This is a genomic window from Pseudoduganella lurida (assembly GCF_007830455.1).
Taxonomy (GTDB): domain Bacteria; phylum Pseudomonadota; class Gammaproteobacteria; order Burkholderiales; family Burkholderiaceae_D; genus Rugamonas; species Rugamonas lurida.
This window is the reverse complement of sequence record NZ_VLLB01000001.1, coordinates 146506-168071: the sequence shown is the minus strand read 5'-3', so window position 1 is coordinate 168071 and position 21566 is coordinate 146506. Positions and strand designations below refer to the sequence as shown.

General features: G+C 66.1%; 19 protein-coding genes. 6 read left to right on the top strand and 13 right to left on the bottom strand.

What is annotated here, in order from left to right; translation table 11 throughout:
• Positions 1 to 14 precede the first annotated feature (14 nt).
• Complete coding sequence (locus IP91_RS00825; RefSeq protein WP_141839148.1) at positions 15 to 737, top strand: 2,3-bisphosphoglycerate-dependent phosphoglycerate mutase; 723 nt, start codon at positions 15 to 17, stop codon at positions 735 to 737.
• Positions 738 to 762: 25 nt separating this feature from the next.
• Here IP91_RS00825 and IP91_RS00820 read toward each other — a convergent pair whose 3' ends face one another.
• The 5 genes from IP91_RS00820 to IP91_RS00800 are packed head-to-tail and all read right to left on the bottom strand — an operon-like array spanning position 763 to position 4385.
• Positions 763 to 2178 carry a YncE family protein gene (locus tag IP91_RS00820; RefSeq protein WP_141839147.1) on the bottom strand — a complete coding sequence of 472 codons (1416 nt, stop codon included), beginning with the start codon at positions 2176 to 2178 and terminating at the stop codon, positions 763 to 765.
• Complete coding sequence (copM, locus tag IP91_RS00815; RefSeq protein ID WP_370457380.1) at positions 2165 to 2548, bottom strand: CopM family metallochaperone; 384 nt, start codon at positions 2546 to 2548, stop codon at positions 2165 to 2167. The genes IP91_RS00820 and copM overlap by 14 nt, the downstream gene beginning before the upstream one ends.
• Positions 2549 to 2604: 56 nt before the next feature.
• The gene (locus tag IP91_RS00810; protein ID WP_141839146.1) at positions 2605 to 3426 is read right to left on the bottom strand and encodes an anti-sigma factor family protein; all 822 of its coding nucleotides are present in this window, start codon (positions 3424 to 3426) and stop codon (positions 2605 to 2607) included.
• The gene (locus tag IP91_RS00805) at positions 3423 to 3941 is read right to left on the bottom strand and encodes an RNA polymerase sigma factor (protein WP_141839144.1); all 519 of its coding nucleotides are present in this window, start codon (positions 3939 to 3941) and stop codon (positions 3423 to 3425) included. Before IP91_RS00805 ends, IP91_RS00810 begins: the two co-directional genes overlap by 4 nt.
• Positions 3942 to 3953: 12 nt before the next feature.
• Positions 3954 to 4385: a nuclear transport factor 2 family protein gene (locus IP91_RS00800; protein ID WP_141839142.1), complete on the bottom strand. Its 432-nt coding sequence runs from the start codon at positions 4383 to 4385 to the stop codon at positions 3954 to 3956.
• A 1460-nt stretch (positions 4386 to 5845) separates the two neighbouring features.
• Here IP91_RS00800 and IP91_RS00790 point away from each other — a divergent pair.
• On the top strand, positions 5846 to 6922 hold the full coding sequence (locus IP91_RS00790; RefSeq protein WP_145646835.1) for a DNA-binding protein: 1077 nt from the start codon (positions 5846 to 5848) through the stop codon (positions 6920 to 6922).
• Between the two features lie 411 nt (positions 6923 to 7333).
• Here IP91_RS00790 and IP91_RS00785 read toward each other — a convergent pair whose 3' ends face one another.
• The 4 genes from IP91_RS00785 to IP91_RS26740 all read right to left on the bottom strand — a co-directional run bounded on the left by IP91_RS00785 (position 7334) and on the right by IP91_RS26740 (position 11206).
• Positions 7334 to 8506, bottom strand: a complete 1173-nt coding sequence (locus IP91_RS00785; protein WP_145646833.1) for a tyrosine-type recombinase/integrase — start codon at positions 8504 to 8506, stop codon at positions 7334 to 7336.
• 233 nt (positions 8507 to 8739) lie between these two features.
• The gene (locus IP91_RS00780) at positions 8740 to 9051 is read right to left on the bottom strand and encodes a DUF3325 domain-containing protein (protein WP_145646831.1); all 312 of its coding nucleotides are present in this window, start codon (positions 9049 to 9051) and stop codon (positions 8740 to 8742) included.
• A complete protein-coding gene (locus tag IP91_RS00775) occupies positions 9044 to 10720 on the bottom strand; it encodes a PepSY-associated TM helix domain-containing protein (protein ID WP_145646829.1) in 1677 nt (558 codons plus the stop codon). Before IP91_RS00775 ends, IP91_RS00780 begins: the two co-directional genes overlap by 8 nt.
• A gap of 18 nt (positions 10721 to 10738) precedes the next feature.
• A complete protein-coding gene (locus IP91_RS26740; RefSeq protein ID WP_371860568.1) occupies positions 10739 to 11206 on the bottom strand; it encodes a hypothetical protein in 468 nt (155 codons plus the stop codon).
• Between the two features lie 280 nt (positions 11207 to 11486).
• Here IP91_RS26740 and IP91_RS00765 point away from each other — a divergent pair, with 280 nt between their 5' ends.
• Together IP91_RS00765 and IP91_RS00760 are read left to right on the top strand one after the other, a co-directional pair.
• On the top strand, positions 11487 to 12029 hold the full coding sequence (locus IP91_RS00765) for a serine/threonine protein kinase (protein ID WP_145646827.1): 543 nt from the start codon (positions 11487 to 11489) through the stop codon (positions 12027 to 12029).
• A gap of 167 nt (positions 12030 to 12196) precedes the next feature.
• Positions 12197 to 13747 (top strand): GH39 family glycosyl hydrolase, encoded by a 1551-nt coding sequence (locus IP91_RS00760; protein ID WP_229473717.1) that lies wholly within the window; start codon positions 12197 to 12199, stop codon positions 13745 to 13747.
• Between the two features lie 24 nt (positions 13748 to 13771).
• Here IP91_RS00760 and IP91_RS00755 read toward each other — a convergent pair whose 3' ends face one another.
• Entirely contained in the window at positions 13772 to 14575 is an 804-nt protein-coding gene (locus tag IP91_RS00755) for a DNA-binding protein (protein ID WP_158643042.1), read from the bottom strand.
• Positions 14576 to 14796: 221 nt separating this feature from the next.
• Here IP91_RS00755 and IP91_RS00750 point away from each other — a divergent pair, with 221 nt between their 5' ends.
• Together IP91_RS00750 and IP91_RS00745 are read left to right on the top strand one after the other, a co-directional pair.
• Entirely contained in the window at positions 14797 to 16938 is a 2142-nt protein-coding gene (locus tag IP91_RS00750) for a TonB-dependent receptor (protein ID WP_145646821.1), read from the top strand.
• Positions 16939 to 17199: 261 nt separating this feature from the next.
• Entirely contained in the window at positions 17200 to 18198 is a 999-nt protein-coding gene (locus IP91_RS00745; RefSeq protein WP_158643041.1) for a pentapeptide repeat-containing protein, read from the top strand.
• Positions 18199 to 18204: 6 nt separating this feature from the next.
• Here IP91_RS00745 and IP91_RS00740 read toward each other — a convergent pair whose 3' ends face one another.
• The 3 genes from IP91_RS00740 to IP91_RS00730 all read right to left on the bottom strand — a co-directional run bounded on the left by IP91_RS00740 (position 18205) and on the right by IP91_RS00730 (position 21350).
• Positions 18205 to 18939, bottom strand: coding sequence for an SDR family oxidoreductase (locus IP91_RS00740; protein ID WP_145646818.1), 735 nt, complete (start codon positions 18937 to 18939; stop codon positions 18205 to 18207).
• 31 nt (positions 18940 to 18970) lie between these two features.
• Positions 18971 to 20746 (bottom strand): YbhB/YbcL family Raf kinase inhibitor-like protein, encoded by a 1776-nt coding sequence (locus IP91_RS00735; RefSeq protein WP_145646816.1) that lies wholly within the window; start codon positions 20744 to 20746, stop codon positions 18971 to 18973.
• Between the two features lie 70 nt (positions 20747 to 20816).
• A complete protein-coding gene (locus IP91_RS00730) occupies positions 20817 to 21350 on the bottom strand; it encodes a chemotaxis protein CheD (RefSeq protein WP_145646814.1) in 534 nt (177 codons plus the stop codon).
• Positions 21351 to 21566 lie beyond the last annotated feature (216 nt).

The following is a 21566-nucleotide window of genomic DNA, read 5'->3' as shown; positions in this document are numbered from 1 at the left end:
AGGAGTGAGGCGCCATGCACCGACTGATTTTGATCCGCCACGGCGAGTCCGCCTATAACGCCGATAACCGCTTCACGGGGTGGACCGATGTCGACCTCACGCCGCTCGGCATGGCGCAGGCGCGGGCGGTGGGCGCGACGCTGCGCGCGGCGGGCGTGGCGATCGACGTCGCGTTCACATCGATGCTCAAGCGCACCATCCGCTCGCAATGGATCATCTGCGAAGCAATGGACCGCATGTGGCTGCCGATTGTGCCGGACCCGCGCTTGAACGAACGCCATTACGGTGCCCTGACGGGGCTGAACAAGGCGACGGCCGAACGGGAATACGGCGCGGCGCAGGTCGCCGCCTGGCGCCGCTCGTTTGCCGTGGCGCCTCCGCCGATGGCGCTGCAAGATGCGCGCGCGTATGCGGATGATCCGCGTAACCGCGGTGCCCGGGCAGGCGAGATCGTGCTGAGCGAAAGTCTGGAAGATGTGGTTCGGCGCGTGCGGCCGTTTTGGGAAGAGCTGGCGGCGCCGGCGCTGCGCGAGCGACGGGGCGTCGTCATCCAGGCGCACGGCAACACCATCCGCGCGCTGATCAAGCATCTGGAAGGAATGAGCGACGACGACATCGCCACGCTCGACGTGCCGAACGCCACGCCGGTCGTCTACGAGTTCGACGCGGATATGCACGTGCGCCGTCGGTACGACATGCCGGCCGTGAGCGACGAAGGCCGGCACTCGCTGTTCTGATCGGGCCGGCGGCCGAGCCGTGTTTCTAGCGCACGCTTGCCAGGACGGCTTTGGCCGGGTCGGCCGGCGCATCGCCTTCCATCACCAGGATGCGGCTGGCGCCGGGATCCTTGGCCGACAGGGCGCTCGCAACCTCGCGCATCGGGCCGATGGCGGTGCCGTTTGCCATGCCCTTCGGATTGGTCTTGAAGCGCGCCACCGGCATCGCCTGACCGCTCGCGTATACCGAATACACGGTGTCCGGCTTCAGGGAAAACAACGACACCTCCAGCGCATCGGTCAGCCCCAGGTTGCGCGCCACCACGAAGCCGGTGGCGCCGCCGCCGGCCGGGCGCAGTGCAATGTTGACGGGCTCGGCGTTGGCGCGCGGCACCAGGTTGGTCGTGCCGGCGCCGGCCGGCACCGCGTGCGAGACGTAGACCAGCGCCTGCGGCGCCTGGCCCACCGGCGCGTGCGCCACCACCTTGTTGGCGGCGGTGTCGATGACGTCCACGCCGTCGCCGTTTTCCAGGCCGACGTAGACGCGGCTGTCGTCGTCGGAACGCCAGACGCCGTGCGGCAGGGCGCCGGTGGGAATGGTCGCCACCAGCGCCGGCGCGTCGCCGGTGCTGTACACCTTGACCACGTTCTCGCCGCCGACCGTCACATAGGCGCGCACGCCGGCCGGGGTGCGCGCGAACGCCAGGTGGTTCGTGATCAGGCCGGTGTCGATCACGCCCTTCACCGATTGCGTCGCGACGTCGATTCGGGTGACCTTGCCCACGTCCTTGTGCGTCATCCACACTTCCTTGAAGTCCGGCGAGAATTGCAGGAAGGGCGAGAACGGGCTGGTCACGGGGATGTGCTTGACGACCTGGTGCGATTTGACGTCGACGACATCGACCACCGGGTTGAAGCTCGAGACGACGAAGGCCAGCCTGCCGTCCGGGTGGAACATCACCATGCCAGGCCCGCCGGTGGTCTGGATGCGACGCGTTTCCTTGAAGGTGGCCGGGTCGATGACGGAAATATAGTCTTCGCCTCGCACCACCACCCAGACCTCGCGTCCGTCCGCCGTGAAGAAGCCTTCGTGCGGCGAGCGGCCGATGTAGGTGACGCCCTTGACCTTGTTCGTGGCGGTGTCGATGAAGGTGACGGAATTGGAACCGTTGGCGATCGCGATCAGCGTCTTGTGGTCCGGCGAGAAGCCCAGGCCGTGCACGTTGACCTCGCCCTTGTACAGCGGCGAGAGCACGTCCGGGCGCAGGTTGCCCAGACGGATCTGGCCCAGCAGGGTGTTGGTGGACGGGTCGATCACCGAGACCGTGTTGCTGTTCTGGTCGGCGGTGTAGACGCGGTCCTGGGCGCTTGGGAGGGCGTGGGCGGGGGTGAGGGCGCCGGCCAGTACGATGGCGAGTGCGGCGGCACGGATGGTGGTGCCGGCAAATTTAGTGCGTTGCATGGACTTCCTTATCGGTATGGGTGGTCGTGCCGGCGTCGTGGCGTTGCAGCCAGGCCCGCATGACATTGATTTCATTTTGTTGCTCAGCGATGATGCCTTGCGCCAGGTTGCGCAATTCCGGATCGGTGCCGTGCACCAGGATGGCCTTGGCCATGTCGATCGCGCCCTGGTGATGCGGGATCATCATCGTGACGAAGTCGTGGCCAGGGTCCCCGTTCATCGGCGCACGGCGCATGTCGTCGTCCATCACGGCCATGGCGTCGTCGGCCAGGGCCGCGTACGGCTTGGCGCTGCTGGCGACGAAGGCGGGCGGGGCGGCGCTTGCGATCGTGCTCGCATGCGCGTGCATGTGTGCGGGCATGAACGGCATGTCCTGGGCGGCGCAGGCGCCGGCCCACAGGCAGGCGGCAAGCAAATACATCGGTTTCAAACGGGTCCCTCCAGTTGTTCGTAGACGGCGGTCGCGACGCGCGCGAGTTCGCCCTTGTCGATGCCGGCCGACAGCGCATAGCCGAATTTGCCGTCGATCCAGTAAAACACGTTGACCGGGCCTTCCTTGGCGAACCGGAAGCCCGTGTCCTTGTTCTGCGCCTGCTCGGTCGAGACGTACAACGTCAGGCGCTGGCCGGCGCCGTCGTGGTACATGAATTGCGCCACCGGCCCGCTGGCGCCGGGCAGCAGGCGCCCCCCGATCAGTTCGTAGCCGAGCTTGCCGAGGTGCGGTGGATGGATTTTGCTGCCCAGGCGCTTGGACAGCCATGCCACCAGCTGGTCTTCCTGGTCGGCGCCGACTTCCACCGGGCGCCGCACGTCCGGGCTGTAGACCACGTGGGCGATGGCAGCCTGGTGTGCCAGGCCCGAGAATGCCGGCTGGGGGAAGGGCGCGCCCGCCTCGATCGACGCCAGACGATGATCGCGTTCGGCGGCGCCGCGCAGGCTCCAGCCGCCGCCGCCGCCGAGCAGCGCCAGCGCCAGGCCGGCGGCCAGCGCCTGCCAGGGCCAATGCCGTACGTCGCGCAGGCCGGGGCGGGCGCGCAGCGGCGCGGCCAGGCGCGCCGGCAGCGGTTCGTCGAGCACGGGGTCGAACAGCGCGTGCAGCGCGTCGTTCTGACCGATCCACGCCCGCACGCGCGCGGCGTCGTCCGGGCGCGCGGCCAAGTAGGCGTCGACCTCGGCACGCCGGGCCGGCGCCAGGCGACCGTCGGCGTAGGCGTGCAGATCGGCTTCGGTGATCGGTAGGATGCTCATTTCACGACTCTCAATGGAACGACGGGCGCGCGGCCGTCCATCAACGCGCGCAATTTCTCGCGCGCGCGAGACAGGCGCGACATCACGGTGCCGACCGGGACGCCGAGCAGGCGCGCCACGTCTTCGTAGCGCATGTCCTCGAGCCCGACCAGCAGCAGGATTTCGCGCTGCTCTTCGGGCAGCAGGCGCAGCGCGGCGTCCAGGTCGCGCAGTTCGAGGCCGGCGCTCACGTGTTCCTGCGCGGCCGGCAACGGCGTGTCGTCGTCCAGCGGTTCGGTGTCCAGGGCGCCGCGCCGGGCCTGGTCGACGCGCAGGTTGTGCATGATCGAGAACAGCCAGGCGCGCATATCGCTGCCGCGCCGCCAGCCGGACAGGGCGGTCCAGCCGCGTTCGACCGTATCCTGCACCAGGTCGTCGGCGGCGGCGCGATCGCCGACCAACGCGCGGGCATAGCGCCGCAGGCGCGGCAGGCAGGCCAGCAGGTGGTCGGCGGGATCGTCCGGCACGAAGGACATCGGCGCGCCGGCTCAGTAGCCGCCGGCCGCCAGTTTAGGGTCGACCTGCCAGGTTTCGTTCACCAGCTTGCCGTCGCGGTAGGTCAGTACGTATCGCACCTTGACTTGGACCTTGGCGTCGAATTGCACGGCAGCCGTCACGGTAGCGCCTTTCGGATTAGCCGACTCGCTCGCGTTCAGGACGGTAACGCGCGCAGGGCCGGCGGCGGCATTGAATTTGTCCCATACCGCGCCGATGGATGCAGTCCCGTCGTAGCTGCCGTCGAGCGGCCCGCCCACCCAGATCAGCCGCGCGTTGTCGGCATAATCGCGCAGGATGGCAGCGCGGTCCGCGGCGCCGATTGCGGTGAAATGCGCTTGCGCGGCGTCCAGCGCCGGGCCGGCCATGGCATGTGCGGCGGTGCCTGTACAGGCGATTGCGAAGATGATGTGCTTGATGGTCATATGGGCTTCCAGTCAGAATATCGCTAAAAAAGGCCGCGAGAAACATGTTCTCGTATGGATAAACGAGTCCGGTCGTGTTTTTATTCCGTTCTCGCGCAACTTTTTTTCGTATATTGCCGATGCAGGCGTGGAACGAAGCAGCTTAGCTCACGCTCTGCGCTGGCGTGCGCCGATGCAGCGTCCGGCTGACGCGATAGCCGATAATTTCATCTTGATCCTCGTGCCGATCTGTTTACGATGCCGCTGCGATTAGGGACCTGCTCATAATCGATACCTTCATCACGGACAAGACCGGCATGCTCACCGTGGGCAGCCCAACGTCTCATTCGGGTATGGCTGCCCCCGATGGCAGCGCGCAGGACGTACCGCGCATCGCGGCCAGCGTTACCGGAATAGCGAGCATCCGCTGGCCCACGCGATCGTCGTCGCGACATGAAAACGTGGCTCGACGCTGTAAAAGCCGGCTCGCTTTGAATCATCCAGCGGCGATGGCGCGCGGATTTGTGGAAGACAGCTGTAAGGGCCGGCTATCCAGCGTGAATCAGCGACGACTACTCGGACGCTTCACATCTGTTCGCCGGGAGGCGACGTTGACGCTAGCCAAGCGGCGAGTACGACAAACGCCAGCAGTACGACAGCTTCTACCCAAAGAATACGCTTGGAACGCGCTGGGAACCAGGAGCGCTGCACGGTAGCGCACCACCCCGGCGCGCAACCCGAGGATGGCGCCCAGCGCCGCCGCCATCCCTACGGCCATCAGCCTGATCGGGCCGGATTGTGCGACGCTTATGTAGCTTCCGAACACGAGCAATGGAACTGCAAATATGCCTCCGCCGGCGCCTATGAGCGACAGGATCATGCCGACTGCCAGGCCGAGCGACAACGGAATCAACATAATGACGCCTCAGGCCGCGCGCAGCCTGGAATATTTATATAAATAAATAGATTGTTTGTGCTTGAAGAGGATGAGAACGACAGGAAGGCCATCGGACGGCGCCGTCAACCACCGCGCCGCTCGTGATCCCTAAGCCCGGCGCAATCAAGTGCTGATGCTCTGCATTCATTTCGTCCAAGTGCCTTGACACGAGCCGCGCTCCGTCGCCGGCAATGGAGATGTAGATGCCACGTCGAAAACGCGCCAGTTCCATGTCCTTACTAAGGCCGATCAGCGAAAGGCTGGGTGGATGAACGGGGAGGGGGCACTTCGGGCGTCATTCGGGACGAAGAATGACAGGTTATGCCGTAAAGCCTCTTTCGATCGGCTTTCAAGGGGGGGCCGGCTTGTCGAGTGAAAGTTGTCGCAGCTTTAGCCGGCATTACGGAAGAGTGACGAGACCGCGTAAGACAGGCGCCCCAAATATCTGACATTATAGAAGTAATGTCATATTTTCTAGGTGGGTGTCAGGTTTTTTGACGTATTACGTAATAATATAGGAAGAAACGATGCCGGAGGCTATCCGATGAATACCGAAGAGAATGCGAGTGAAAACGCTATCGCAGCAAGTGTCGCCGAGCTGCGCGAGCAATTTCCGCGCACGCAGGACCTTTACCGCGAAGTCTGCGTATTACTATTTTTCCGACATGGCATTACGCCAACGGCAAACAAGTTGTATCAGCTGGTCCGCAAGGGTAGTATGTCGGCGCCGACGGAAGCGCTGAGCCAGTTCTGGAAAACACTGCGCGAACACTCCCGTGTCACGATCGAGCATTCGGACCTCCCAGACGAGTTACGGACGGCAGCTGGAGACCTGGTGGCGACCCTGTGGAAGTCAGCTCAGTCGAAGTCCCTTGAGTCGGTGGCGACACTTCAGACGGACGCCGCTATCGCAGTCGACAACGCCAAGGCGGACTTGGCGAGTGAACAGCTTGCCCATGCGGAAGCCCTGCGGTTAGTTGAGAGCCTTCGCTCACAGCTGCACACCAGCGAGAACGACGCGGGTCAACTTCGGGAAGCGCAAGCGACCGCAGCCGCGATCAGGGAAGGCTTAGAGGTGCGACTGAAAGATGCCCGCGGCGATTTGGAGGCCACGCAAGCGCGCTTGAGGGAGCTGAGCGCCCAGCATGTCGAGGAGCGAGAACGATTGGCGGACCGTACCCGCTTGGCCGAGGAGAGGTTCGCCGATATGGGAAGGCGCGCGCTACAAGACATCGACAGAGAACGCACCGCCGCAGCGAAACTGCAGAAGGCACTTGAAGCGGAGCGAGCCGAGCACATTGCTGCGATCGCGCGAGCACGCGTCGACCATGATGCGGCCCAGACGAAAATTGCGGAACTCAGGGAACAGATCGGTGCATTGCAGAATGCCGTTGACATCTTGAAGAACGAGCGGGACCGTGACAGACAAGAGCTACAGTCAGTACGCACAAAGCTAGAGGCAGCGATACGGCAATCGGCCGCGGACAGTGTACGGGCAGACCACTTGCATGACGAGTTGGAGCGGCGTCGCATCGAACCTCGGGATGTACAAAACCGTGCCGCAGGTCCCGACGCGAAGGGCAAACGGCGCAGCAAGCCAGGCAGCGCGGGCTCCACATAAGCGATTATCGTTCCGCTCACTATGGGCGGCTGGACCGATGGACGGACGGATGGACAGGGCCAGATGTGCCGATCTATTGCCATAGTTTTCGGGGCGGCCGGAAAATCCACAGAACCTAAAGATAGGTTGGAAACGCCCAGTCCATTTTCCGGACCTAAATGCGTAGCGGAGACGTCAGAAAGCCCGAAATTCATCTCGCACTGAGTCTTAGGTCGTGAATGGGCATATGTTTAGGTCCGAGCGCTACGAATTCGGCAGCAAAGAAGACAGTCCGGCCCGGAACCCATAACTTCGCATAATCTATATTATGTCAAATACAGTTGATGCCAGGATCACGACTGCGCCCAGATGCCGGTAGTGCCCGACTTCTCCCGGTGCCCACTAAGGTCGCCCGAGCGGCATCGACGAAGCTCACAACGGGCTTTTCTTCCCCGCCGACGCCAGGATCTCGTCGTGCCGCTCGTTGTCCGTCTTGTGCAGATACGCCGCGGTCGTGGCGATGTTCGCGTGGCCGGCGGTTTCCTGCAGTGTCTTGAGCTGGACGCCGTTGTTCGCGTGGTTCGTCAGCATGCTGTGGCGCAGCCAGTGCGTGGACGCCTGGCGTAATTGCGCGGCGGTGTCGGTGTCGCCGCGCGCCGCTGCCGCACCGGCGCCCGCAAGGAAGACGGCCTTCATGGCTTCGGACGCGGCTTCGTCCGTGATCCGCGTCAGCGCGGCGCCGCGGCTGGACAGAACGAGCGGCGTGTCGTCCGTGCGGTTGGCGTGTGGCAGCAGACCGAAGGCCGTGCGGTAGCGGCGGAACGCCTCCAGCAGGTCGGGCGGCACCGGCAGGCGGCGCGGCTTGCTGCCTTTGCCCAGCACATCCAGCCACCAGCGGCCGTTGCCTTCGGTGTAGATGGCGCCCATGTTCGCGCTGACGATTTCGTTCAGCCGCGCGCCCGTGTGGGCATACGCAATCAGCAGAAACCGGTCGCGTTCGCGGCGACGGACCGCCGCCGGCGTTTCAGCAGGACGCGCTGCCAGCGTGGCGAGCGCCAGGCCGATCGCGTCCTGCGTCAGGTAGCGCGTGATGCGGCTGGCCGTTGGCGTGCGTACGTTGCGGACGAGCGCGCCGGGATCGCGCCGCAGGTAGCCGGTCTGTTCGGCAAACGCGAACAGGCCCTTCACGGCGATCATGGCCTGGCGCCGGCTCGCGTCGGACAGCGGCCCGGTAAATGGGCGGTAGCGCGCGTCCGTGCGCGGCCACTTGGTGGTTGAAATCCAGGCCGCCGGCGGGTCCTTGAGGAATTCCTTGTACGCGTTCAGGTCGTTGACGGTGAGCTGGCGCAGCGATTTTCCCGCCTCCTCCCGGCACCAGGTGAGGAAGCGGAACAGCTCCTTCTGGGTGTTGGCGATGGATTTCGGACGCAGTTCGCCGTGGCTGATGAATTCGCGGGCGATCTCGCTGTCCGTGCGGGCATCCGTGATGGCATCTTCGGCGATGCTGCGGAGGGCTTCCAGGTCACGGGTACGGCGTTCCTCGGCCCCGGCCACCGGTGCGGCATACGGATCGAGGTCGATCGGGGCGAATTTGTTGACGGACATCGGCAGGCAATACTGGTTGGATAGCCAGTATTATACAGTACTCCATCCAGTACTTTAACTCGACAATATAGTCCGTAATGTCGAGTTGGCGTGGCAGCGGGGACGCTGGGAAATGGCTTTGCCGCCCCGTTCGCAAACGCATTCCGGCAGCGGCCGCGATCCACCGCAATGCGGTTGTGTCCGACCTCTGTCCGACCGCCAGTGGAACGTCCCCTGCAACAAGGATTGGGCAGTTACCAGTACCAGAACACCAGTACCCGCAGCGCCCTTGCCCGCCACGTCAAGGTGAAGGCGATCGTCAACGCCGCCGCGGCCAGCACCATCAGCCACACCAGCACGGCGATCGATGCGGAATCGACCGACAGGCAGAACGCCAGGGCTGCCGTGATGCCCAGGCCGCCCAGGATGCGCAGGCGGTGCATGAACACCTCCGGACAGGTACTCCCTCTCACCTGCCGCCAGTGCACCTCGTTCGATAGCGCGAACCAGCCCATGCCGGCGACGGCGGCCAGCAACGCCACCAGCAATGTCAGCGCGTCATGCATGGCCTGCTCCCAGGGCGGACGGTGCCGTGACGGCAACCGCCGTCCTGCGGCCCAGATGGCGCGCCGCCAGGGCCGCCACGGCGGCACCGGCCAGCATGAACAGGTCCACGCCGGCCACCGGCCAGTAGCCCTGCCCGACCGTGCGCAGCAGATGGTCGCCGGTGGTGATCCAGTTCAGCACCGGAGCGACGACCGCCAGCACGGCGATGGCGATGCACTGCTCGCGCCAGGCCGGTGCCAGCTTGCCTTCGGCGACGACCGACGTGCGCCAGAACGCATGCGCCATGGCCACGATCCACACGCCCCAGAAGCAGTATTTTTCCATGTCGCCGCGCCATGGCCAGCCGGCCGGCATCGTGTCCGGCAGCAGGCGGTTGGCGATCAGGATGCCGAGCGCCGCGATCAGCATGCCCGTCACGGTGGTGACGGACAGGGCATCGACGATGCGGGCGCCGCTGCTGCCCACCTTGGCGTGCTGGCGTTTGCGCTTCTCCACGAAGAACAGGAAGCCGGTGGCGATGCACGCGCAGCCGGCCAGGCCGCCCAGCACATACAGCCAGCGCAGCAGCCAGTGGCGGAAGTGCTGCAGATGCAGGCCGGTCAGGAACTCGTTGATGCGGCCGACGATCGTCGGTGGCGGATCTTCGCGCAGCACTTCGCCCGTGGTGGCCTTGAAGTGGATGCCCTCGCCCGTCAGTGCGACGCGGTCGGTGCCGGCGCGATAAACGCTCACGAAGCTGTTCACATCGCCCACGTGCTCGACGTTCAGGTAGCCGACTTCGCCCGCCATGCCCTTCGCGGCCCAGCGGCGCTGCGCTTCGGCCACCATCGCATCGACGGAGGCGATCGGCGCAGCCACGCCGGCCGGCTTGTGCGGCAGGCCGGTTTCCTGCGCTTCGAGCCGTTCGTGCTGGTCGTGGATCGGAGTCAGCTGGGTGTGCGCGACCGGGAAATAGATATAGGCAAAGATCACCAGGCCGGTGAACGCAAAGAAGAAGTGGAACGGCAGTGCGACCACGCCCGTCAGGTTGTGCATGTCCAGCATGCTGCGCTGGGTGCTCTTGTTGGGACGGAACGTGAACAGTTCGCGGAAGATCTTGCGGTGCATGATCACGCCTGTCACCAGTGCCACCAGCATCATCAGGGCCGCGAAGCCGACGATCCAGTAGCCCAGGTTCTGCCAGTTCAGCGTGAGGCTGTAGTGCAGCGGATAGAAGAAGCCGCTGCCCACCTTCAGGCGGTCGTCCGGCAAGGCGCTGCCGTCGCGCGGATCGACGGTGCGCGCCGCGAAGATGGTGGTCTCCGGATCCTTCGCATTCGGAATCGGATACACGGCAAACAGCGACAGCACCGGGTCGCGGTGCGTCGTGTAGGCGCCCCAGCGGATCACGTTCTCGAAGCGCGCCGGCAGCTCGCCGTCGACGCTGCCCCGCACCAGCGCGCGCTGTTCTTCCAGCGGCTGCATGTCCTTGAAGACCGGCTGCAGCAGCTTGTCGAACGACGGCATCGGCTGCGGTGCGAAGCGCGTCGCGGGAATCGACCAGCGGTCGATCTCGCGGTCGAACACGGACAGTGAACCGAAGAAGAACACGACGATCAGCACGAAGCCGAGCGCCAGGCCGAACCACGTGTGCAGCCAGGCCATCGCCAGGCGGTAATTCTGGAACATTGCGAGATCTCCGTCAGTTCAAACGAGTTGCTGCTGCAGCAGCGAGGCGCCGGCTGCCAGCAAGGCGCCGCCACCTGCGAGGACGAGCCAGACGCGCAGCAGGCTGCGGGCGGCAAACGCCATCAGGAACGCGACCAGGAAGGCCAGCAAACCGATGATGTAGGACAGGTGTTCGGCATCGTGGAATTCCAGTCCGATGGCGAACAGGCCGGCCATCCCGAAGGCGACGACGCCCCAGGTGAAGGCGTAACCGCCGAGGACCGCGGCGGCAGTGCGCGCGGCGATGTGAGAGGCGGAACTGGGCAATGCGGCCATGGCAGTCTTTCTGAGAGCGGACGGGACCTGCAGGAATGGGTACTGAAGATCACCATCTGCCGCCGAATTTCCCGCGCCGGCAGCGATGCGGAAAGAAGGCGCGAATGAGAACCATTTGCATTGTAGCAGCAGACGATCGGCTGACCAACAGGTGCCGCTCGAATTGTCCATTTTCGGTCGGGACAGGTGCAGAGAAGTGGCCGCGCGGATAACACAAAGGCCGTTCCTGCGGCACTGCCTCCGTCCGCCGGGCGGCACGTTTCCTGAAGCCGGCGTCGCACGGTCGCGTCCGGGAGGTATGATCACGTCCATCCTGTGCTCGAAGGACCTTACGCACCATGACCAAACAATCCTGCACCAGCCCGTGCGCCGGACCCTGTCGCGCGGTGAAGTCATCCGATGGCCGAGCAAGGCCTGTCGCTTCTGCAGCGCCGGGCCTGGGGTACCGGCCATGAGCGATAACATCGTGTGGATCGTGGACCTGGACGCCTCCCCGGAGGAGGCGCCGGCGTTGGGCGAACGCGTGACGGCGTGGCTCGTTGCGGAAGGCATCGTCTCGAGCGCAACGGGTTCTGCGCCCGGCGCAGGGCACCTGCTGGGCAGAGGACCATCGGCCGCGGCCATGGATACCTTTCCCCTGATGGAGCCCGTCGCGATGTGCGGCCTGGAAGTGATGGCGGAGCGGCGCGTGTTCCACACGGGAGACAACGGTATCGACAGCATCCGCTGCCCCGAGTGCGGCGCGTCCCACGATCCCGACGAACTGCCCTGGACCGATGCGGCGGGCTCGTGGCTGGAGGGCGCTGCGGACGATGGCATGACCTGCCCCGACTGCGGAGCCCACCCGGGCATCGCTGCATGGGAGTTCGATCTGCCCTGGGGCTTCGGCAATCTTGCCTTCGGGTTCTGGAACTGGCCTGTCAGCGAAGGGCTCGCGACCGGGATCTCGGCATTCACCGGGCACCGTTACCGCGTGGTGCACGAGCATCTCTGATCCCGGCAAATGCCCTCTTCCCGGCACTGCAGGCGTGCCCCTGCAGTGCCGCGGGCGCACGAGGCAGCGGCCACGGCCTCATGAACACGTTTTCAGGCTATGATGCGAAAACACTGCCGGTGCGCAGCCCCGCCGTTGTTCACATCGTGGAAAACCTGCCAATGCGGATGATCCCCCTGCTCTTCTGCACGCTCCTGGCAGCGTCGTTGCCCGCTGCTGCCCAGTCCCGCACGATCGCCGTCGACCTGGCCGCCGTCGAGGGGCCGCTGCCCGGGAACTTCAACCTGGTCGTCGGCGCCGGCCGTGCCAACGAGGGCCTGCGTGCCGACTGGCAGCAGCAGCTGGCGCAGATCCGCAAGGATGCCGGCTTTCGCTACCTGCGCATGCATGGCCTGCTGAGCGACGACATGGGCGTCTACCGCATCGATGCCCGAGGCCGCGAGCAATACAATTTCCAGTATGTCGACGCGCTGTACGACTACCTGCTGAGCATCGGCATCAAGCCGTTCGTGGAGCTGGGCTTCATGCCGTCCGCCATGGCCAGCGGCACCAAAACACTGTTCTGGTGGCGGGCCAACGTGACGCCGCCGCGCGATTACGCCCGTTGGGAACGCCTGGTCAAGGCGCTGACGCAGCACTGGACCGAACGGTATGGCCAGGCCGAGGTCGCCACCTGGTACTTCGAAGTCTGGAATGAACCGAACCTGGAGGGCTTCTGGACCGGCACCAAGGCCGATTACTTCCGGCTGTACGACCATGCGGCGCGGGCGATCAAGAGTGTCAGCCCCGCGTACCGGGTGGGCGGTCCGGCGACGGCAGGCGCTGCATGGGTGCCGGAGATGCTGGCGCACGCGGAACGCAACGAGGTGCCGCTCGACTTCATCTCCACGCACTCTTACGGCGTGAACCAGGGCTATCTGGACGAATTCGGCACGACGGGCACCGTACTCAGCAAGGATGATGCGGCCGTCAGCGCCGATGTATTGAAGAACCGGCAGGAAATGGCCGCCGTCGGCAAGTCCGCCCTGCCCCTGCATTACACCGAGTGGAGCTCGTCGTACACGCCGGCCGATCCGACCCACGACAGCTATCACCAGGCGGCCTACATCCTGCACAAGCTGAAACAGGTGGGCAGCGCGGCGCAGTCGATGTCGTACTGGGTCTTCACGGATATTTTCGAGGAAGCCGGGCCGCGCTTCGAAGCCTTCCATGGCGGCTTCGGGCTGATGAACACGCAGGGCATCAGGAAGCCGGCATATTTCGCCTACCAGTTCCTGAACCGGCTCGGCAGCACGGCGCTGAAGAACGCCGACGGGCAGTCGATCGGGGCAAAGGATGGCGACAATGCCCAGTTACTGCTGTGGGATTACACGCGCACCCTGCCGGACGGCGTCAACAACCAGCAATACTTCATCAAGGATCTGCCGGCACGCGCTAAGGGCGATGTGCAGGTGGCATGGCAGGGACTGCGGCCAGGGAGTTATCGTCTCGACCTCTCACGGGTCGGCTACCGGCAGAACGACGCGTACACCGCTTACATCGACATGGGCTCGCCCGCGCAGTTGAGCCGGGCGCAGGTGGCCACGCTGAACGGGCTGGCGACCGGCCAACCCGCGGAACGCCGCCAGGTGCGCGTCGGCAGCGACGGGCGTTTCAGCCTGGCGCTGCCGCTGCGCGAGAACGATGTCTATCTGGTGGAGATGACGCGGACGGACTAGTCCACGCTCGTGCACGGCTCTGCCCTACTCCTTGCCGCGCCCGCCCAGCTGCGCGGCAAACTGCGCCATCATTTCGCGCAACTCGGCCCGGTGGCGCTCCGCGGCGGCATTGGCCGCACTGCGCTCGTCATCCCAGCCCTGCTGCAACCGTGCCGTGGCGGCCCGCTCGCGTTCCAGCTCGCGCTCGGCCTGCTGCTGCGCCGCGGCCAGGGCCGCTTTCTCGGCGGCGTGCTCGCGTTCCACTGTCTTGAACCACGCGTGCTGCTCGTTCAGTTCGCGGCGACCGTCATCGATGCGCTTCTGCAGGCGGCCCGCCAGCGCTTCGGCTGCGGCGGCCTGCGCGCGCCACTCCGCCGCTTCGGCGCGCGCTTCGGCCAGTGCCTTGTGGCTGGTTTGCAATTCTGCCTCTAAAGTGGTCGAAACGTTTGCAGCATCCGCTTCGTTGCGACGCGCTTCGGTTAGTTGCAGATTTATTTCCTCACGTTGTGTGGCATAACTGGCGGCGGCCGCTTCCTGCGCCTGTTTCCACAATGCCGACAGGAGCTCCCCTGCACCGTTTTTCAGGCTGTCGGGCAGGTCCGGCCCGTCGATCGTCACCCGGCTGCGTTCACGCAGCTGTGCCCAGAAACGGTTCAGCGCCTCGGCTGGCGCGGACATGCTGCCCTTTCGCACCAGCTGGTAGAGCCGGTTGGCGGTCGGCGTCATTCCATAGCGAAAGAACATGACCGCGCACACTTCGCGGTACAGATCTTGCGTGTTCGAATGCTGCCGACGCAGCATCTCTACATCATTGATGAGCTGGGTTTCTGCAGTGTTAGCGCTGTCCATATGGGCTCCCATGAAGTGTCTTATATAATACAACGTTTTATGTAGTATTTCTAGAGTGCCCGCCTTTTTGCGGGATACGGTTGCAATACCGTATTCGCACACCACTGTCGGGCTGGCGAAAGGTGGCAGAATGGGATTCAACAACGCCGGGATTTAACAATGTTGCCAGGTAGCATGATGAAAGCTATCATGTGCGGATCCCACACGCTCTGGAGTGCCGCATGATCCGTCGCCGTCCCCTTGCCACTGCCGTGGCGCTGGCCTGCCTGGCTGTCGCGCCGGGCTCGACATTCGCACAGGCCGGCGACGCCGCCACGCCGGAAGGCGATACGGCTGCCGTCGTCGTCACGGCCACGCGCAATGCGAAGTCGGTCGACAAAATCCCCGGCGCGGTGTCCGTCATCTCCCAGCCCGAGCTGGAAACGCAGTACCTGCTGGCCGACGATCCTTCCGCCGCCCTGGCCGCCTATGTCCCGGGCTATTCCCCCAGCCGCCAGAAGCTCTCGTCCACCGGCGAGTCGCTGCGCGGACGCACTGCGCTGATCCTGCTGGACGGCGTGCCGCAATCGAACCCGCTGCGTGCGGGCATGCGCGAAGGCTATTTCGCCGACACGGCCATCATCGAGCGCATCGAGGTGATCAACGGCGCCTCGGCCATCCAGGGCATGGGCGCCACGGGCGGCATCGTCAACTACATCACCAAGACGCCGCGCACGGACGGCACCACGTTCGCAGTCAACGTGCGCCTGGCGTCGCAGTTCCGCCACGATAACCTGGACTGGAAGACCGGCTTCACCGTCGCCCACAAGGCTGGCGACTTCGACCTGCTGGCGTACGGCAGCACGCAGCGGCGCGGCATGGCCTACGACGGCAGCCACAGGTTGATCGGCATCGACGTGCTGCAGGGCGATACCCTCGACGCTGGCGGCAACGACCTGTTCCTGAAAGCCGGCCGCAACTTCGGCGACCAGCGCCTGCAGCTGACCGTCAACCGCTTCCGGTTCGAGGGCGACGCCGACTACAGTACTGTGCCAGCCAACTTCGCCACGGACACGCCAACCACTGCGCGCGCCGCCGTGCCGCCGGGCCGCGCGCCCGCCAACCACGTGCGCACGATCAGCCTCGACTATCGCCACAATGCGCTGCTGGGCGGCACATTCGGTGCCCAGCTGTTCAAGCAGGATTTCACGGCACTGTATGGCGGCAGCAACACCGCCACGTTCCAGGACATCCGCCTGGCGCCGCTGGGCCAGTTGTGGGACCAGTCCGAAATCAATGCCGACAAGTACGGCGCCAAGGCCACCTGGGTGCGCCCGAACCTGCTGCTCGACGGCCTGGAGTGGACGCTCGGCCTGGACCACCTGCGCGACCGCAGCGGCCAGCGCATGGCCGGCACGGGCCGCACCTGGGTGCCCACGCTGGACTTCCGCTCGACGGCGCCGTTCGTGCAGCTCGAATATGAACTGGGGCCCGTTACCGTGCGTGCCGGCATGCGCCGCGAATCGGCGGACCTGCACGTGGACGCCTACACCACGCTGTGGACCTATGGCGCCCAGGCCGTGCGTGGCGGCGCCCGCTCGTTCAGCAAGACCGTGGGGAACGTCGGCGCGGTATGGCGCTTCGCGCCTGGCTGGTCGGCCTTCGCGGCGTCCTCCGAAGGCTTCGGCCTGCCGGACGTGGGCGTGGTACTGCGCGGCGTGAACCGTCCGAACCAGTCGGTGGACCAGCTGTTCGACCTGCAGGCAGTCGTTACACGCAACAACGAAGTGGGCGTCAACTGGCGCGGTGCGCGGGGCAATGCCGGCATCTCCTATTACGACTCGCGCTCGCGGCTCGGCTCCGTCATCCGCGTCAATGCGGAGGGCCTGGGGGTGATCGACCGCGTGCCCACCCGCGTGCGGGGCTGGGAATTGGCCGGCGAATACCGCGTGCTGCCGACCCTGAGCGCCACCGGCACCTATGCCAGGACCGATGGCAGCACGGCCGCCCGCGCCGGTGCGCCGCTCGATCTGGCGCTCGGCGCGCGGGCGCAGGGGCCGGATAAACTGGTGCTGGGCGCCAACTGGCAGTGGCTGCCGAAGTCGCAGCTGCGCCTGCAGGCAACCAGGCTGGCCGACCGGGACACCAATATCGGCCGCTTCGCCGGAGCGACGAGCCTGGAAGAGCACTTCCGCGGCTACACGCTGGCCGACCTGGCCGCGTCGTACGACAGCCGCTGGGGCAAGCTCGGCGTGGGCATCGACAACCTGACGGACCGGCAGTACATCGGCTACTACCCGCAATCGGTGCGCTACAAGGATCCGCTCACCTACTTCGCCGGCCGTGGCCGCACCTTCTCGGCCAGCTTTACGCGCACGTTCTGAGTTCGACCCGCCGTGTCCTGGTGCCAGGCACCAGGACAACGACGTCGTCCCACCATGCCTCGGTGCCTGGCACCAGGACATGCACGCTGCAAGGCGCCTTGCGCTCCGTCAAGTTCGATGCAAGTCGGGCGAGGAACCTATTAAATTACATTGACGACAGGTTCATAATCAGCCGGCCTGGTGCGTAACGCGCCTTCTTGCGGGGTTGCCATGAAACTGATACCGACATCGTTGCTGGGAAGACTGCGCAGGCGCCGGAGCATGCCGGCGGAACCGCCACGCCGCGACCGGCCCCGCCCGATGCCCGGCGCGGCGCAACTGCTGGCGTGGCTCCGAGAAGGCGAGCCGGTGGCGGGCCGCAACCTGTCCGGTGCGGACCTGCGCGGCCTGGTGCTCGATGGAGCCGACCTGTCCGGCGTCCAGCTGGACGGGGCCGACCTGCGCGGCGCCAGCCTGCGCGGCGCCCAGCTGCGCCACGCGTTGATGACGGGCACGCTGCTGGACGATACCGACTGCGCCGGCGCCCGCTTCGATGGCGCCTGCCTGGACCGCAGCAGTGCCACCCACGCGCACTTCTGTGGCGCCGTGCTGAACGGCGCGCGCGCCAACGATGCGTACTGGTCCGGCATCGACCTGAGCGATGCGCGCCTCGACCAGTTCATGGCGGCCAATATCGACCTGACGCGCGCGGTACTCGACCGCAGCCAGGCGCAGGCGATGGTGCTGATCGATGCGCGCGCGGAGGCGAGCCGCTGGCGGGGTGCCCGCTGGGACCGCGTGCTGGCCTTGCGTGCCGGCCTGGCGCGGGCCGATTTCCGGCAGACGCGCCTGCGCGGCTGTGCCCTCAGCGGTGCGGATCTGTCGGGCAGCGTCTGGCAGCATGCCGAGCTGGTGGAACTGCAGGCCGCCACCGGCACCAGCTGGCGGGAGGCGGCATTGCGCGGCGTGCGCGCCACCGATTGCGACTGGCATGGCGGGGGATTGACGGGCGCGGACCTGTCCGGCAGCCGCTTCGTGCGGAACGATTTCAGCCACTGCGACCTGGCCGGCGCGTGCCTCGCCCAGGCGCATTTCCCCTTCTCCACCCTGCTCGGTGCATCGCTGCAGGGCGCGCGCGCCGACGGTGCCGATTTCTCGCGCAGCATCTGCCGCCGCGGCGACTTTGCCGGCGCGTTCGTCGAGCGGGCGCGGTTCGCCCAGCCCGGCTTCGGCAATACGGACCTGGCGCTGGTGCGGCCGATGGCGGCCGGCATGTCCTGAGGCAGGCTAGAAACGCTGGAAATCCCGCAGATCGGTCACGGGATCGGCACCGAAGTGCCCGGCCAGCAGGTAGTCGACGAGACGCGCGCCGGCCTCGCTCGCATCGTCCAGGCCGCCCTCCTCCTTGAGCGCGATGAAGCGCTCGAGGGCGGGAAAATCGGCCTCGTCGACCGTGCGGATTTCCGCCTGCATGCCCGTATCGATCACGCCCGGCGCGACGCTGGCAATCGCCAGCCCCGGCACCTGGTCGAGCGCCACGGCCTGCGCATGCATGTCCAGCGCCGCCTTGGTGGCGCAATACGCGCTCCAGCCGCTGTACGGATGGCGGCCGGCGCCGCTGGAAATATGCAGAACCCGCCGGTCGGGGCAGTGCCCGCTGGCCTCGACGAACGCATCCGTGAGCATCAGCGGCGCCGCCACGTTCACGGCCACCGCCCGCGCCAGCCGGGCAGCGCCCTGCCGGCCCGGCGCCCCCACCGGCTGGACCACGCCGGCATTGTTCACCAGCAGTACAGGGCCGGAGGCGGCCTCCGCATCCGCCAGGAAGGCGGCCAGTGCGCCACCCTCCAGCCAGGCTTCGATGGCAGCCGCATCGGCCAGGTCCAGCGGCACCTGCTGCACGCCAGCCAGTGCCGGGTTACCCTGCCGGGCAATGCCCATCACCTGCGCGCCGCGCGCCAGCAGCGCCCGGACGATCCCTTCGCCCAGCCCGCGGCTGTGTCCCGTCACGATGGCCTTCATCCCGTTCTCCTTCGCTTGTCGAAGGGGGATTTTACTTGGGCGGCTTGATTTTCTGCGCGTACTTGCCGAGCAGCGTGCCCTTCGCCAGCACGTGGCCCGCCATCGCGGCCACCAGCTGCTCGCGGTCGGCGCCGAACGGCACATCGAGCTTCGTGTCCAGCGCGAAGACCTGGAAGTAATAACGGTGCGCCGGATCGCCCACCGGGGGTTTCGGGCCGTAATAGCCTGTCGAACCGCGCGTGGTGCGGCCTTGCAGCACGCCTTCCGGCATCGTCAGGCGCGGCTGCTCCTGCAGGCCTTCCGGCAGCGCCGTCACGTTGGCAGGGATATTCCACGCCAGCCAGTGCGCGAACGGCTGGTAGGGTTTCGAATCCGGATCCTCGGCAATCACGACATAGGACTGCGCATTCGGCACGGCGCTCCAGGACAGCGGCGGCGACACGCCATCGGCATATTCCGAGAATTTCATGGGCAGCGTGCCGTTGTCGCCGAACGCGCTGGAACGCACCGTCAGCTTGCCGTCGCCCTTCGTCTCGGGACGGTCCTTGGTCAGCGGCACGCCGTTGCCCTTGCTGGCCTGCTGTTCCATCGGGCCCGCCGGTGGCGCAGCCGCCACCTTCGCCTTGCCGCCCGTATAGGCCACGCGGTAGATCACGCCGTTGGCATCGTCCGCCATCAGCAGCGCGCCATCCCTGGCAACGGCCAGGCCGACGGGACGGGCGATGTGCGTCTTGCCGCCATCGGTCAGGAAACCGGTGACGAACGGCTCGATCGACTGCGCCTGGCCATCCTTGAACCGGATGCGCACGATCTCGTAGCCGGAAGCCTTGCTGCGGTTCCAGGAGCCGCGCATGGTGGCGAAGGCATCGCCCTCGTAGTCGGCCGGGAAGGCGCCGTGGCGGTAGAACAGCAGCTGCATCGGCGCCGCGTGGGCCGTGTAGCCCAGCACCATCGGCGTGCTGCGCGCCTTCCACTCCTCCTTGGTGATGTCGCCCACCGGGGTGCTCTGGGGGTAGATGCTGTCCTTGTTGTAGACGTGCGGCCAGCCATACTGCTTGCCGAGCTCGATCTTGTTCAGCTCTTCCTGCTGGTCGTCGTCGCCCAGGAAGTCGATGCCGTGATCGAGCCCCCACAGTTCGCCGGTGCGGGGGTGCCAGTCGATGCCGATGGTGTTGCGCAGGCCGGTCGCGAAGATGGTGCGCTGCTTGCCGTCCGGCGAGGCGCGCAGCACCGTGGCGTTTTCCGGATTGCTCTCGTTGCAGTCGTTGCAGGTGGAGCCGGCCGTGATGTACAGCATGTTGTCCGGGCCGAAGGCCAGCGTGCGGTTGGGGTGCTGGCCGGAATCGGGCAGGTCGCCGATGATCAGCTTCAGTTCGCCCAGGCGGCCGTCGCGCTGGATATCCGCAACGAACACCTCCTTCACGGTGGCCAGATACAGCTTGTTGTCGTGGATCGCCAGGCCATGGGCGCCGGCGCGGCTGGCCACGACGACCGGCGCGCCGTCGGCGCGGCCGTCGCCGTTCGTGTCGCGCAGCAGCAGCACGTCGCCCTGGTCGCGGCGGCTCGCGTACACGTCGCCGTTCGGCGCCACGGCCAGGATGCGGGTGTTCTTCAGGCCGGTGGCGAAGGCGCTCACCGTGAAGCCGGCCGGCGCTCGCAGCGCGGCGATGCGCTCGGGCGTCGCGTCCACCTTGGCGGGCTTCCAGATGGCGATGGGAATGGCGACGCGGGTGCCGTCGCCCTGCTGGGCCGACGCGGCGCCGGCCAGCGCCAGCAGGATTGCGGCGGTGAGCTTGGTTCTGTTCATGGCAGGTCCTGGGATTGTGGGACCTGCAGCGTGACACGGCGTCCGGCGCGGCTCGGTGGCCGCACGCACATTAGCGCTTGCCGAGCGGCCGGGTGTCGTAGGTGAGCGACGCGCAGTGCAGCGTGATGCGGCTGCCTTCGTTGCCGCCGAGGCGCTGATGGATGACGCGCAGCCCCAGTTCGCGCACGATGCGTTCAAAGGCGGCGATATTGCGCTCGCCGACCTTGGAAGGAAACGGTCCCTGCCCGAACAGGCTGGCGCCGCCGGCCGCCACCACTTCCAGCTCCGCATAGTCCTGTTCACGGGCGCCCAGGGCACGCAGCAGCCCGGGGATGGCATTGCTGACATAGCGCATGTCCACGGCGGGCGTGCCGGCCGGCGCATCGGCGAGCAGGCAATGGGCCAGCGCACAGCGCTTCTTGCGCCGCCAGATGATGCCGACCCCGACGCAGGAGCCCAGCAGTGCCGTCAGCACGGTCGCGCCGCTGCCGACCGCGAGCGCGCCGGCCCACACGTGGTGCAGTGGCGTGTCCGTGACGGCGTGGGGTGGCTGCAGCCGCGGTGGCGCGGCAACGGCTGGCAATGGAAGTGGCAGAGACAACATGAAACCCGTTCGACGGTTGGCAGGCGCAGCGGCGTCTGGACGGGCTGCGGAATACGGTGCCGGACGGGGATTGGGTCAGCGTCGTCATGATGCCAAAAAACATTCTGCGTGGCAATTCCTTTATGTATCGAATCGTCCTGCGCCGAGCCGATTGGCACAATGGTGCGACACCGATGGCACGTAAATTGCATAATTACCCATATTCAATGGAGGAAG